The sequence below is a fragment of the Rhizobium sp. YTUHZ044 genome, assembly GCF_051123975.1.
Classification (GTDB): Bacteria; Pseudomonadota; Alphaproteobacteria; order Rhizobiales; family Rhizobiaceae; genus Rhizobium.
Map to the genome: position 1 here is coordinate 1,433,835 of NZ_CP101426.1, position 13,680 is coordinate 1,447,514.

Annotated in this window: 11 protein-coding genes, 3 tRNA genes and 1 pseudogene; 10 read left to right on the forward strand and 5 right to left on the reverse strand. The window is 60.9% G+C overall.

Features of this window, described 5'->3' with window-relative positions; genetic code table 11:
* The first annotated feature begins 98 nt into the window (after positions 1-98).
* Both lon and hupB read left to right on the forward strand, forming a co-directional pair.
* Positions 99-2,516, forward strand: a complete 2,418-nt coding sequence (lon, locus tag NL154_RS07055; RefSeq protein ID WP_434733838.1) for an endopeptidase La — start codon at positions 99-101, stop codon at positions 2,514-2,516.
* A 206-nt stretch (positions 2,517-2,722) separates the two neighbouring features.
* On the forward strand, positions 2,723-2,998 hold the full coding sequence (hupB, locus tag NL154_RS07060; RefSeq protein WP_003558438.1) for a DNA-binding protein HupB: 276 nt from the start codon (positions 2,723-2,725) through the stop codon (positions 2,996-2,998).
* Here hupB and NL154_RS07065 read toward each other — a convergent pair.
* Positions 2,988-3,254 (reverse strand): hypothetical protein, encoded by a 267-nt coding sequence (locus NL154_RS07065; RefSeq protein WP_434733839.1) that lies wholly within the window; start codon positions 3,252-3,254, stop codon positions 2,988-2,990. The genes hupB and NL154_RS07065 overlap by 11 nt on opposite strands.
* Positions 3,255-3,436: 182 nt before the next feature.
* Here NL154_RS07065 and NL154_RS07070 point away from each other — a divergent pair.
* Positions 3,437-4,346 (forward strand): annotated as a pseudogene (locus NL154_RS07070) (DMT family transporter).
* Positions 4,347-4,441: 95 nt separating this feature from the next.
* The gene (locus tag NL154_RS07075; protein ID WP_434733840.1) at positions 4,442-6,640 is read left to right on the forward strand and encodes an esterase-like activity of phytase family protein; all 2,199 of its coding nucleotides are present in this window, start codon (positions 4,442-4,444) and stop codon (positions 6,638-6,640) included.
* A gap of 84 nt (positions 6,641-6,724) precedes the next feature.
* Here NL154_RS07075 and NL154_RS07080 read toward each other — a convergent pair whose 3' ends face one another.
* Positions 6,725-7,624: a LysR family transcriptional regulator gene (locus NL154_RS07080; protein WP_434733841.1), complete on the reverse strand. Its 900-nt coding sequence runs from the start codon at positions 7,622-7,624 to the stop codon at positions 6,725-6,727.
* Positions 7,625-7,728: 104 nt separating this feature from the next.
* On the opposite strand from NL154_RS07080, the gene NL154_RS07085 reads away from it, so the two are divergent.
* The gene (locus NL154_RS07085) at positions 7,729-8,718 is read left to right on the forward strand and encodes a zinc-dependent alcohol dehydrogenase family protein (RefSeq protein ID WP_210628302.1); all 990 of its coding nucleotides are present in this window, start codon (positions 7,729-7,731) and stop codon (positions 8,716-8,718) included.
* A gap of 71 nt (positions 8,719-8,789) precedes the next feature.
* On the opposite strand, the gene NL154_RS07090 is transcribed toward NL154_RS07085, so the two are convergent.
* Complete coding sequence (locus NL154_RS07090) at positions 8,790-9,776, reverse strand: aldo/keto reductase (protein ID WP_210628301.1); 987 nt, start codon at positions 9,774-9,776, stop codon at positions 8,790-8,792.
* Between the two features lie 143 nt (positions 9,777-9,919).
* Here NL154_RS07090 and NL154_RS07095 point away from each other — a divergent pair, with 143 nt between their 5' ends.
* Positions 9,920-10,321, forward strand: coding sequence for a (R)-mandelonitrile lyase (locus tag NL154_RS07095; protein ID WP_434733842.1), 402 nt, complete (start codon positions 9,920-9,922; stop codon positions 10,319-10,321).
* A gap of 106 nt (positions 10,322-10,427) precedes the next feature.
* Here the strand turns inward: NL154_RS07095 and NL154_RS07100 are convergent, their stop codons facing one another.
* Positions 10,428-11,033: a class I SAM-dependent methyltransferase gene (locus NL154_RS07100; RefSeq protein ID WP_210628299.1), complete on the reverse strand. Its 606-nt coding sequence runs from the start codon at positions 11,031-11,033 to the stop codon at positions 10,428-10,430.
* A gap of 162 nt (positions 11,034-11,195) precedes the next feature.
* Between NL154_RS07100 and NL154_RS07105 the strand changes: the two genes are divergently transcribed.
* Entirely contained in the window at positions 11,196-11,558 is a 363-nt protein-coding gene (locus NL154_RS07105) for a hypothetical protein (protein WP_434733843.1), read from the forward strand.
* A 126-nt stretch (positions 11,559-11,684) separates the two neighbouring features.
* Positions 11,685-12,233, forward strand: a complete 549-nt coding sequence (locus tag NL154_RS07110; RefSeq protein WP_221155970.1) for a glutathione peroxidase — start codon at positions 11,685-11,687, stop codon at positions 12,231-12,233.
* A 548-nt stretch (positions 12,234-12,781) separates the two neighbouring features.
* Here the strand turns inward: NL154_RS07110 and NL154_RS07115 are convergent.
* Positions 12,782-12,857 (reverse strand) — tRNA-Val (locus NL154_RS07115).
* Between the two features lie 407 nt (positions 12,858-13,264).
* Between NL154_RS07115 and NL154_RS07120 the strand changes: the two genes are divergently transcribed.
* Together NL154_RS07120 and NL154_RS07125 are read left to right on the forward strand one after the other, a co-directional pair.
* A tRNA-Asp gene (locus tag NL154_RS07120) sits at positions 13,265-13,341 on the forward strand.
* A gap of 51 nt (positions 13,342-13,392) precedes the next feature.
* Positions 13,393-13,469, forward strand: a tRNA-Asp gene (locus tag NL154_RS07125).
* Positions 13,470-13,680: the final 211 nt, after the last annotated feature.

Genomic DNA, 13,680 nt, shown 5'->3' on the forward strand with positions numbered 1-13,680 from the left:
GTAGTCAGAACCTCCACTTGTAGAGCCAAGTGAGAGCCGGCCGGTCCCAAGCGGCCGTGCAGAGAGCCCGGTAACGGGACGATGGAAAGGACAAAAAAATGACGAAGAAAACGTCTGTAGCGAGCAGCACCGCCTACCCTGTTTTGCCTTTGCGCGACATCGTGGTGTTCCCGCATATGATCGTGCCGCTGTTTGTCGGACGGGAAAAATCGATCCGTGCGCTCGAAGAAGTCATGGGCTCGGACAAGCAGATCATGCTGGTGACGCAGATCAACGCCAGCGACGATGATCCGGACCCTTCGGCGATTCACAATGTCGGCACGGTGGCCAACGTGCTGCAGCTCCTGAAGCTGCCCGACGGCACCGTCAAGGTTCTCGTCGAAGGCCGCGCTCGCGCCGAGATCGACACCTATACCAGCCGCGAGGATTTCTACGAGGCGCTCGGCCATGTGCTCGAGGAGCCCCATGACGATCCGGTCGAGCTGGAAGCGTTGTCGCGCTCGGTCGTCTCCGAATTCGAAAGCTATGTGAAGCTCAACAAGAAAATTTCGCCCGAAGTGGTCGGCGCCGCCAGCCAGATCGACGACTATTCCAAGCTCGCCGATACGGTCGCCTCGCATCTGTCGATCAAGATCACCGAGAAGCAGGAGATGCTGGAGACGACCAGCGTCAAGCAGCGTCTCGAAAAGGCTCTCGGCTTCATGGAAGGCGAGATCTCGGTCCTGCAGGTCGAAAAGCGCATCCGCTCGCGCGTCAAGCGCCAGATGGAGAAGACCCAGCGCGAATACTACCTCAATGAGCAGATGAAGGCGATCCAGAAGGAGCTCGGTGACGGCGAGGAAGGCCGCGACGAGATGAGCGAACTGGAAGAGCGCATCGCCAAGACCAAGCTGTCCAAGGAAGCCCGTGAAAAGGCCGAGGCGGAGCTGAAGAAGCTGCGCCAGATGAGCCCGATGTCGGCGGAAGCCACCGTCGTGCGCAATTATCTCGATTGGCTGCTCGGCATCCCGTGGGGCAAGAAGTCGAAGATCAAGGCCGACCTCAACAATGCCGAGAAGATCCTCGAAGCCGATCACTTCGGTCTCGACAAGGTCAAGGAGCGCATCGTCGAATATCTGGCCGTGCAGGCGCGTGCCACCAAGATCAAAGGCCCGATCCTCTGCCTGGTCGGCCCTCCGGGCGTCGGCAAGACCTCGCTCGCCCAGTCGATCGCCAAGGCGACCGGCCGTGAGTATGTCCGCATGGCGCTCGGCGGCGTTCGCGACGAAGCCGAAATCCGCGGTCACCGCCGCACCTATATCGGCTCGATGCCCGGCAAGGTCATCCAGTCGATGAAGAAAGCGAAGAAGTCCAACCCGCTCTTCCTGCTCGATGAAATCGACAAGATGGGCATGGACTTCCGCGGCGATCCGTCCTCGGCCCTGCTCGAAGTGCTCGATCCGGCGCAGAACTCGACCTTCATGGACCATTACCTGGAAGTCGAATACGACCTCTCCGACGTGATGTTCATCACGACGGCGAATACGCTGAACATTCCGGCGCCGCTGATGGACCGCATGGAAATCATCCGTATCGCCGGCTACACCGAGGATGAAAAGCGCGAGATCGCCAAGCGGCACCTGCTGCCGAAGGCCATCAAGGAACATGCGTTGCAGCCGGAAGAATTCTCGGTCAGCGACGATGCCCTGATGGCGATCAGCCAGCAGTATACCCGCGAAGCCGGTGTCCGCAGCTTCGAACGCGAATTGATGAAGCTCGCCCGCAAGGCGGTCACCGAGATCATCAAGGGCAAGACGAAGTCCGTTCACGTGACGGCCGTCAACATCGCCGACTATCTCGGCGTCCCGCGCTTCCGCCATGGTGAGGCCGAGGGCGAGGATCAGGTCGGCGTCGTGACCGGTCTTGCCTGGACGGAAGTCGGCGGCGAGCTGCTGACCATCGAAGGTGTGATGATGCCGGGCAAGGGCCGCATGACGGTTACCGGCAATCTGAAGGACGTCATGAAGGAATCGATCTCGGCGGCGGCCTCCTATGTCCGCTCGCGCGCTGTCGATTTCGGCATCGAACCGCCGATGTTCGAAAAGAACGACATCCACGTGCACGTGCCGGAAGGGGCGACGCCGAAGGATGGCCCGTCGGCCGGTGTCGCCATGGCAACCGCCATTGTCTCGATCATGACCGGCATCCCGGTCAACAAGCATGTGGCCATGACCGGTGAAATCACCCTCCGCGGCCGTGTGCTGCCGATCGGCGGCCTCAAGGAAAAGCTGCTAGCAGCGCTTCGCGGCGGCATCAAGAAGGTGCTGATTCCGGAGGAGAACGCCAAGGACCTGGCGGAGATTCCGGACAATGTGAAGAACAACATGGAGATCATTCCGGTCTCGCGGATGGGCGAGGTGATCAAGCACGCGCTGATCCGGCGGCCGGAGCCGATCGAGTGGGATGGGACGGTGGAAACGCCCGTCATCACTTCGGTCGAAGGCCTCGATGACACTGGCGCAACCATAGCGCATTGAGTGGCATTTGCCACATTTGTGCCCTATTGGCGCAAAAGACGCAAAAAGGCTGGCGGAAACGCCAGCCTTTTTTGTGAAAACGTCATGGAGACGCTTGCTTTTCCTTGATTTGCAGGGCTTTTGGGTTCCCGGCGGGCCTGATGAAACCTAATCTGCGCCTAGCTTAGATTTGAGTCGTTTCATACCATTTAGAAAGGGGTGGAAACATGAACAAGAATGAACTCGTGTCCGCAGTCGCCGAAAAGGCAGGACTGACGAAGTCTGACGCGGCTTCCGCTGTTGACGCGGTTTTTGACGTTGTCCAGGCCGAACTCAAGAACAAGGGCGACATCCGCCTCGCTGGTTTCGGCAGCTTCACCGTTTCTCATCGCGCTGCAACGAAGGGCCGTAACCCGTCGACCGGCGCTGAAGTCGATATCCCGGCTCGCAACGTTCCGAAGTTCACGCCCGGCAAGGGCCTGAAGGACGCCGTCAACGGCTGATTTGATCGTCCGCCGGCCGTAAACGAGAACGGTTGAGCAGGATTTCGAGGGGTTCGGCGCGCCGGACCCCTTTTTGTTTTGCCGCTTGCCGCAGGCAGCGCTTTGTTTTACGAACGGTGCTGTTGGTGAAAGTCCCCACCGGCGGTAAGGGCTGCGGCCCGAGCCCGCGAGCGCCTTCCGAGGCTTTGGCCGGGGAAGGGTCAGCAGGTGCGATTCCGGAGCCGACGGTATAGTCCGGATGAAAGAGAATGAGCATGGCCGCGAGCGGGCAGGGGACTGCCGGCGTCTGTGCGCCGTCGCCTCATGCGTCCTGATTTATGTTGGTCGCCTGCATAATTCCCTAAATCGGAATCGATTCGAGGATGAAATTATGCAGCAATTAAAAGCGCTACAGCGTCCTTTGCGCGTCTGGAAAGACGCGCGGCGCTGTAGTTCTGGGTGGAAGACATGAATCAGAATTCCCTTACAATGCAGCGTTCCCGCGCCTTTGCTGGCGCTGCTTTCATGGTGCTTGGAGGCGTCGCTTTCTCGCTGCTCAACGTCGTCACCCAATGGCTGACCATGAAGCTCGCCTTTCCGCCAGCCTCTGCTGCTTTCTGGCAATATGCCTTCGCCTTCCTCTTCTCCTTGCCCTTCCTGCGCAAATCCGGCCTTGCGGCTATGCGTACGAACTATCCCTGGCGGCACGTCGTGCGCGTCGTCTTTGCCGCGCTCGGCGTCGAGGCCTGGGTTTCCGGTCTTGCCTCAGTGCCGATCTGGCAGGCGATCGCGCTGGTCATGACCTCACCCTTCTTCATCATTCTCGGTGCCCGCCTGTTCCTCGGTGAGCGCGTCGGCGCGGCCCGCTGGGCAGCGACCGGTGTCGGCTTTGCCGGCGCCATGATCATCCTCCAGCCATGGTCGGACAGCTTCACCTGGGCAGCGCTCCTGCCGGTACTCTCGGCACTGCTCTGGGGTGCGTCGTCGCTCATCACCAAGAGCCTGACCGGTATCGAGAGGCCGGAGACCATCATCGTCTGGTTGTTGGTGTTGCTGACGCCGATCAACGGCGGTCTGGCGCTTGCTGCGGGCTTCGCAGTGCCGCCAGGCACGACACTCGCGCTCTTCCTTCTGGCAGGCCTCCTGACGGTCGTGGCGCAGTATCTGCTGACCCTTGCCTATGCCAGCGCCGACGCCGCCTATGTCCAGCCCTTCGATGACCTGAAGCTGCCGCTCAACGTGCTCGCCGGCTGGGCTGTTCTTCGGCTATGCGCCCGCCGGCTATCTGTGGCTGGGCGCTGCACTCATTCTTTCCGCGTCGCTCTTCATCATGAGGAACGAGATGCGTCGGGAAAAACAGGCAGCCTGACGCCGACCCTCTGAAATTTTGGGGGCTGTCATGTCTCTGTCATAGCGGTCCCGCAAAACCCCTCTGTTCGATCTTTTTGGACATTGGGGGTTTCCATGACAGTTTCATCCCGCAAGGCAGCGCTCGCTGCCGTGCTTCTCGCATCCGTGGCCTTCCCGGCTGCGGCCGAGCCGGTTTTCAACCGCATCGCCTCTTTCCCGGTCGCCCAGAACCTGCCTGGTGACAAGGACAAGCTGTCGCCGACATCCGCAGAAATCATCACCGCGACCGACGACGGCAACACCCTGATCTATAGCGACAGCCCGTTCGGTGCGATCGGCTTCATCGACATCACCGACGCCAGGGTTCCAAGGGCCGGCGGCGCGCTGATGATGGATGGCGAGCCGACATCGGTCACCTCGAGTGCCGGCAAGGCGCTGGTTGCCGTCAATACCTCCGAAAGCAAGGCCAGGCCCTCCGGCCGCCTCGCAATCGTTGACGTAGCGACAAAGAAGATCGAGAACACCTGCGATCTCGGCGGCCAGCCGGATTCCATCGCCCTCAACAAGGACAAGACGCTCGGTGCCATCGCGATCGAAAACGAGCGCGACGAAGACGTCAATGACGGCAAGATCCCGCAGATGCCGGCGGGCGACCTCGCCGTTTTCCAGGTCAAGAACGGCACCGTCGATTGCGGCACCATCAGGCATGTGGCGCTGACCGGCCTTGGCGGTGTCGCCCCTGAAGACCCGGAGCCGGAATTCGTTGCCTTCAACGGGCAGAACGAGATTGCGCTGACGCTGCAGGAAAACAACGAGATCGTCATCATCGATGCCAACACGGCTCAGGTGAAGGCCCACTTCTCCGCCGGCAGCGTTGATCTCTCAGGCATCGACACCAAACGCGACGGCGCCCTGAAATTCTCGAGCGAATCGAAGGGCGTCCTGCGCGAGCCTGATGCCGTGAAGTGGCTGGACGACAACCGCCTCGTCATCGCCAATGAAGGCGATTACCAGGGCGGCTCGCGCGGCTTCACCATCTTCGACAAGGCGGGCGAGGTTCTCTATGAATCGGGCGCTTCCTTTGAACGCGCCGTCGCCCATATCGGCCATTACCCCGAAAGCCGTTCTGGATCGAAGGGCGTCGAGCCGGAAGGCCTTGAAGCTGCCAAGTTCGGCGACGACCAATATTTCTTCCTGCTTGCCGAGCGCGCCTCGGTCGTTGGCGTCTATAAGGATACCGGCGCCGACCCCGAACTCATGCAGCTTCTGCCGTCGGGCATTTCGCCGGAAGGCGGGGTCGCCATCCCGCAGCGTAACCTCTTTGCGACCGCCAATGAACTCGATCTCGGCAAGGACGGCGGGGTGCGCTCGCACGTAATGATCTATGAGCGTGCGGAAGGCGACCAAGCCTATCCGCAGATCGTCTCCGCCGACAAGGAAGGCACTCCGATCGGTTTCGCAGCGCTTTCGGGTCTCGCCGCCGTTCCCGGCAAACCGGGCATGCTCTACGCCGTCAGCGACAGCGCTCTGGGCTCGCAGCCGACGATCTACACGATCGACGCAACCAAGAAGCCGGCCGTCATCATCGACGCGCTCGTCGTCAAGCGTGACGGCGCTCCAGCCCAGAAGCTCGACATCGAAGGCATCGCGGCGGCGGCCGACGGCTCCTTCTGGCTTGCCTCGGAAGGAAACAGCGAACGCCTCGTCCCGCATGCCCTCTACAACGTCAATGCCAAGGGCGACATCAAGGCCGAGATCGCCCTGCCTAGGGAACTCGCCGCCAACGAGATCCGCTACGGCTTCGAGGGTGTGACCATTGTCGGCACCGGCGACGATGCCACGCTCTGGATGGCCGTCCAGCGCGAGTGGGGTGACGACGAGAAGGGCTTCGTCAAGCTCGTCTCATACAATCCGAAGAAGAAGGAATGGGGCGCCGTGCGCTATCCGCTCGACAAGACGGAAAGTGGCTGGGTCGGCCTGTCTGAGATCTCCGCCCACGGCGATAGCGTCTATATCATCGAGCGCGACAACCTCGTCGGCGACGCCGCCAGGCTGAAGAAGCTTTACAAGGTGGCGATCTCGGAACTGAAGCCGGCCAAGCTCGGGGGCGAACTGCCGGTCGTGAAGAAGACCGAAGCGCACGATTTCCTCGGCGAACTGAAGACGGCGACCAACGGCTATGTGCTCGACAAGCTCGAAGGCTTCACCTTCGACGCATCGGGCAAGCCTTACGCTGTCACCGATAATGACGGTGTGAGCGACTCGTCCGGGGAAACCCTGTTCTTCCCGGTCAACTTGACCGCCACGAACTGAGTTCGCGTTCCCATCGAACTTAAAGGCCGGGTTTTGCTCCCGGCCTTTTTCTTTTGGCCGATTCGCCCCTGAACGGCCGATGGCCTACGTCATGAATTTGGGCAAGGCAGCCGCCAATGCGTCGACCGCAAGACGAGTCCTGAGCGGCAGGTGCGATGTCTGCAGCCACAGCGCATGACAATCATACGGGAATTCCGGCTCGTCCGGCAGGACCACCACCAGCATCCCTGCCTGCACACGGTCCCGGATAAGCCAGGAGGGCAGCCAGGCGAGCCCCATGCCTGCCGTTGCCGCATCGGCAATGGCATCGAGATCATCGAGCCTCAAACGGCTCTTGGGCCTGATTTCAATCGGTGGCTCGCCGCCGCGTGGAAAAAGCCACGGACGGAACCGGGCGGAGCGGGCATAGACGATAGCATCGTGCCCGCCGAGATCCTTGAGCTGTTCAGGCCTGCCGTGGTCATCGAGATAGGCCGGCGAGGCGCAGACCACCATGCGCTGGCGCGCGACACGGCGTGCAATGACGCCCGATCTATCCTCCAACTCGCCGGTGCGGATCGCGAGATCGTAGCCGCCCTCCGCGAGGTCGACGACAGGATCGCTGAGCGATAGATCAAGTTTGAGGTTCGGATGCCGCTGAGCGAGTTCGATTAGGATCGGGACCACGCAGCGCCGACCGAAATGAACGGGCATAGTGACGCGCAGCCTTCCGCAGGGTTCGGAAAGATGGTCGACTGCAAGCGCATCCGCAGCCTCGGTCTCCGCAAGGATCATCCGGCAGCGCTCGTAATAGGCGCGTCCGAATTCCGTCGGGCTCTGGCGCCGCGTCGTCCGGTTGATGAGGCTCACACCCAAGCGCTCCTCGAGAAAGCGGATATGCTTGCCGACCATCGGTCCGGACAGGCCAAGAGCCGCGGCGGCCGCTGCGAATGAGCCCAGATCGACGGCCTTCACGAAGACGGCCATGCTGGTGAGACGATCCATATTGCAAACTCTTGGTTTCTTCTGTCTTACCTCCGGGCCAATTTATCTTCTGGAGGCGGCTTGGCATAGATCATTCGGTTCAATCATTTTGGAGTTGATATCGAATGCCACGCGTAATCCGCTTCCATGAGCTTGGCGGCCCCGAGGTTCTCCGCATCGAAGATGTAGTGATTCCCGCGCCCCAGCCGGGGTTGGTTCAGATCCGTGTCAAGGCGCTGGGCATCAATCGCGCTGAAGCTTTGTTGCGGTCAGGCGCCTATATCGAAACCGCGCCGCTGCCTTCTGGCCTCGGCCTCGAAGCGGCCGGTATCGTCGAGGCGGTGGGCGAGGGTGTGGATGGTTTTGTGCCGGGCGACCGTGTTAGCATCATCCCGCCCATCTCCATGGTCCAGTGGCCGGCTTATGGGGAACTCATAAATTTTCCCGCCGAATTTGTCGTCAGGCATCCGCCGACGCTGTCCTGGGAGGCGGCCGCTGCCGTCTGGATGCCGTTTTTGACGGCCTACGGCGCACTCATCGACACTGCCGGGTTGAGCAAAGGTGATTTCGTCGCCGTTACCGCGGCCTCGAGCAGCGTGGGTCTTGCTGCGATCCAGATTGCCAACAAGGTCGGTGCGATGCCGATTGCGATTACCAGGACCTCCCGCAAGCGTAAGGCATTGCACGATGCCGGTGCTGCGCATGTCCTCGCTTCACAGGAGGAAGATCTGGAAATGAAGCTGAAGGCCGTCGCCGGCCGGGATGGCGTTCGGGTCGTCTTCGATGCTGTCGCCGGCCCCATTTTCGAACCGCTGAGCGCGGCAATGTCATCGGGCGGCATTTTCATCGAATATGGCGGATTGAACCAGGAGCCGACGCCGTTTCCGCTCCCTGCGGTGCTCGGCAAAGGCCTGACGCTACGCGGTTATCTCGTCCATGAGATTCTCCGCGACCCGGCGCGGCTGCAGGCTGCAAAGACCTTTATCTACGAAGGGCTCGCGTCCGGCGCCCTGGAACCTGTCATATCAAGGACATTCCCTTTCGAACAGATCGTCGAAGCGCACCGCTTCTTGGAATCGAACGAGCAGTTCGGCAAGATTGTCGTGACGGTCTGATCCGGTCCTTCTTGGGATGATGTCTCAGGCCCGGCCAAGTGGCCGGGCGGGCTAGAACGGCCCGTCAGAGCTTACCAGCGCTGATGCACATGCGGTGCGATCAGCCGCTCGTAGATTTCACGCGTCGCCGCCATGACATCGGCCGAAAGCGGCGCGAGGTCGGCGGCGGCCGCGTTTGCCTTGGCCTGTTCGGCATTGCGGGCGCCGGGGATGACGACGGTGACCGCTTCAGCCATCAGGACCCAACGCAGCGCGAAGCCAGCCATAGTGGCGCCGGCTGGCACCAGCTTGCGCACTTCCTCGACCGCCTGCAGTCCGACCTCGAAGGGAACGCCTGCAAAAGTCTCGCCGACATCGAAGGCCTCACCATGGCGATTGAAATTGCGGTGGTCGTCGCTGGCGAAATGTGTAAGCCGGGTGATCTTGCCGGAGAGAAGGCCGCTTGCCAGCGGCACGCGGGCGATGATCGCCACGTTCCTGCGGCGTGCTTCCTGGAAAAACAGATGGGCGGGGCGCTGGCGGAAGATATTGTAGATGATCTGAATACTGACGACGCCGGGATATTCGATCGCCTTCAGCCCGTCCTCGACCTTTTCGACGCTGACGCCATAGCCCTTGATCTTGCCGGCCTTCTGCAGCGTGTCCAGGCTCTCGAAGACCTCAGGCTGGTAAAGCACCTCGCGCGGCGGGCAGTGCAACTGCACGAGGTCGAGACAGTCAACCGCAAGATTCTCCAGGCTGCGATCGATAAAGCCCTCGAGATTGGCCCTGGTATAGCCTTCCGCGACATGCGGGGTGAGGCGGCGGCCTGCCTTGGTCGCGACCATCGGGCGCTCGCCGCCGCGTGCCTTCAAGACATCGGCAATGATCTTTTCCGAGCGGCCGTCGCCGTAAACATCCGCCGTGTCGATGAACGTCATGCCGGCATCGAGCGCGGCATTCAGCGCCGCGCGCCCATCCGCCTCGCTGATATCGCCCCAGGAGCCGCCGATCTGCCAGGCGCCGAAGCCGACATTGGTGACGGTGAAGGGCGTGCGGCCAAAAGCATGGTGTTTCATGAACATCTCCCCAGGTTATGAAAGGCACTCGCCTATCAGGCGGGCAACTGTGCGGCAATTGCCAATCCGGCCTTGATCGGTCGCCTCGATCAAATATCGTCCGGAGACAAGGCTTCAACCGCAATGGACGGAAAGGAACGATCATGGAGATTAAACCCGCTGGCTCTCGCCCTTCAACGAAACCGCCGGCCGACTACTTTACCGGCAATGTTCGCCAGGATCCGCTGATCGAGCCGCCGGCGCCGGCCCGGGTGAGGGCAACCTCCGTCACCTTCGAACCGGGCGCCCGCACGGCTTGGCACACGCATCCGCTCGGCCAGACGCTGGTCGTCACCTCAGGCAAGGGCCTCGCCCAGAGCTGGGGCGAGGAGATTCGCGAAATCCGCGCCGGCGACACCGTCTGGTTTGCGCCGCGCGAAAAACACTGGCACGGCGCCGGCCCGGCCACGGCAATGACGCACATCGCTATCCACGAGGCATTGGACGGCAGTCATGTCGACTGGATGGAAAAGGTCAGCGACGATCAATATTCCGGCAAGGCGTAAAGCATGTCTCGCAAAAGTGTGCAGCGGTTTTGCGATAAAGACATGCGCAAAAAAGACTAAAGCGCGGGCCAAGCGAATCTGAAGATCGCGCCGCGCTTTAGACGGATCAGAGGCGCTTCAGGCAATAGGAAAAATGCGCGTGTGATTCGACCGTCAGGAATTCGAATTGCCAGCCATAATCCTTGCAGAATTTGGTAACCGCCTCGACGACACCGTAGACGATCGGTTTGACCGTGTTGCCGGTGCAGAAATCATGACCGGCAATGCGTCCTGTCCGCTTCACCTTCTTCTCGCAGAGCAAGAGCTCCTGCCAGGTGAGCTCGAACGAATGGTCGGTGTCGATATAGGCCCAGTCGAGGAAGTCATCCGCGAATTCGGCGAGCTTGTCGAGCGATGTGCCTTGCATCAGGTGCAGCCGGCCGGCGCCGATCTCGGCTGCGAAATTCGTGTGAATCGCGTCGAGCCCGGAGCTGTAGCGATCCATCGACCAGGGATCGATGAGATAAAGCTGGGCGGGGCGATTCTTTTCCAGGATCTCCGCCGTATATTCGCCGAAGGCTGCACCCACTTCGACGCCGATGCCGCCATTCGGGATCCGGTAGAGCAGTTCGCCGCGATCCGGCAGCAGCCGGGCGTTTTCCATATGATGGGCGCTGAGCGGGGTGCGCGGCATGCTCGCCCGCAGCGCCTGCCTTTCTTCACGTGTCTTCATCTCTGATCTCGGGATTGGGGCGGCTGACGGCCCTGGTGCGGTTCGAGGGAACGTAGGAGCAGCCGACGCCGATGACAACGGCATGACAAGAATTTGCTTCTTTCGGACAAAGCGTTAAGTTTCGCCTGTGAATGACGAAAGAGCCCTGGGAGGAGCGACTTCATGAGACGGATGTGGCCCGAAGAGTTCAATGCCATCATTGCCGATGCCGAAGAAGTGATGCTGGAATCATCCGCAGAAGCAGGCGCCGGCGAGCCGCTGCACCGGAACGCGCTGAAGGCGCGCATCGCCATGGAAGATTACGAGCGAATCTGGCCGCTCGCCGAGATGCGCTTCCGATTGGGCGAGGGGCCGTTCGCCGGCAAGGCCATCACGCTCATCACCACCAACCCTCATTATCATCCCTGGCATCCAAAGGATGGCGGCAGCGTCGAATCCGTCTCGGACAGCGGCCGCCACTACAAGACGGATTACCTCGTCGTGCATTTCCTGCTCGATGACGTAAGGGAAACCTCACCTGCCTGATCGGTTGCCCCGGGGTTGCCAACGGCGACGCCGGGGATGCTGACGCCGAGTTGATCTTCACCCTGATGACAATGACGGCGATATCGCTAAGCTCGCCGGACCGATCCTTGCCAATTGGAGGTTCCCATGATGGGCAATGTGCTGGATATTCCGGTCAAGACGGTGGATGGTCGACAGATCACACTGAACGAATACAAGGGCAGGGTGCTTCTGATCGTCAACGTCGCCTCGAAATGCGGACTCACGCCGCAATATGAGGGACTGGAAAGGCTCTATGGCGAAAAGCGCGAGCGCGGCTTCGTCATCGCCGCTTTCCCCGCCAACGACTTCAAGGGCCAGGAACCCGGCACCGACGCCGAGATCTTCGATTTCTGCACCACCACCTACGACGTCACCTTCCCGATTTTTTCTAAGATTTCGGTCAAGGGCGAGGCCCAGCACCCGCTCTACCGGCAGCTGACCAAATCGGGCGTGAAGACGACGGGCGAGGGTCCGATGCGCGAACGCCTGAATGCCCACGGCATTTCAGGCGGCGACGAGGATGACATCCTCTGGAATTTCGAAAAATTCCTGATCGGCCGCGACGGCAAAGTCGCCGCCCGCTTTGCGCCCGATGTGACGGCGGATGATTCGCGGCTGGTTTCCGCGGTGGATCAAGAACTGGCGAAGGCATGATTTGTCAGGAGCCGAGCAGGATCTTCAGATCCCGAGCACGGTCACAAGCGGGGGCGTAAAGTCCTTGAAACCCAGTCTCGGCTGGTCGCATCTCCTGTCAAACTTCGTCTTCGATACGTGGCGCTGACAGTTCGGATTCGTTTTGAACGCGTATCCGGGCAGGCTGACATATGTGGCGCTTGGCGCGCCAAGGGCTATCGCGATGCACAGCGTCAATGCGGAGCTGAGAGCCCTCATGGCACACCTCCAGGTGTCATAAGCCTCCAAACGCGAAGACTTTCCGGGCGGCGATTCTCCCACTTTTGCCGGCCCCCATCCATTCGCCCAATAGGAGGTGGCCCGGCGGCCGGAGTAGTCCGTTTTGGCGGAACCTGGTTTCCAGACGGCGCCGCATTTGACCTGCCGGACAGCTATGCTGCGCCGGAACGTCTTGCCGAAGCCGCGTTCCCAGCCGGCAGCCTCTGCAGAGGCAGATAGCTGCGTGAGCCAATCAGCGGCAGATGAGACTGCGGTTGTTGACATCACTCTTTGAAACTTGAGGGGAAGAATGGTGGGCGATGAGAGACTCGAACTCCCGACATCCTCGGTGTAAACGAGGCGCTCTACCAACTGAGCTAATCGCCCATCGCTGGCGAAGCCGATCGGCCTGCTGCGTTGGTGGCCGTCATCTATGCGGATCACGGCAAAACCGCAAGAGTGTTTGTGAAGAATTTTTGATTTTTTTGGCGGTCGTCTGCTGGTCTGCGCTGCCGATCAGGCGCAGTCGGCCTGTGGATAAAGGGGGGGCGGCGGATTTATCCATTTTGCCTGCGCCGCCGGCTCCCATCGTGCCTCGCTGCGGCTGCGGAGGTTGGAATTGCCGGCTTTCCGTTCTGCCTGCAGCGGCTTTACCGAAACAATTCAGCGACTGTCATGGTTTTGTCTCCAAACCTGCTTGACACTAAAAGGCGAACCCCGTAGTTAGCCGCTCATCGAAACGGCCAGCCGTTTTGGTGAGGGTGCGAAGGCATCCGGATTGCTTGAAATGAAGTGCGGGTGTAGCTCAGTCGGTTAGAGTGCCGGCCTGTCACGCCGGAGGTCGCGGGTTCGAGCCCCGTCACTCGCGCCATTTCAAAGCAGGCGTTCAGGCGCCGCCGTCCGGCTCTTCCGTCCGTCATGCGCGGGTGTAGCTCAGTCGGTTAGAGTGCCGGCCTGTCACGCCGGAGGTCGCGGGTTCGAGCCCCGTCACTCGCGCCATTCTCCTCCGAAAGCCATGCAGTTTCCAGGGGTCAGGCATGCAGCTTGAATCGACTTCTGCGGATTTGTCGCGACATCGTTGCATCTGCTTGATAATGTCCGCGCGCGACGCGTCGAATTGCCGCCGTAAAAGTCTTGCGCCGGGGCGTCGGCTGCGCTAACCACGGCTTGTTGCAACGCACGTTCGCTTGTCGGGCAATTGCCCAAAAGC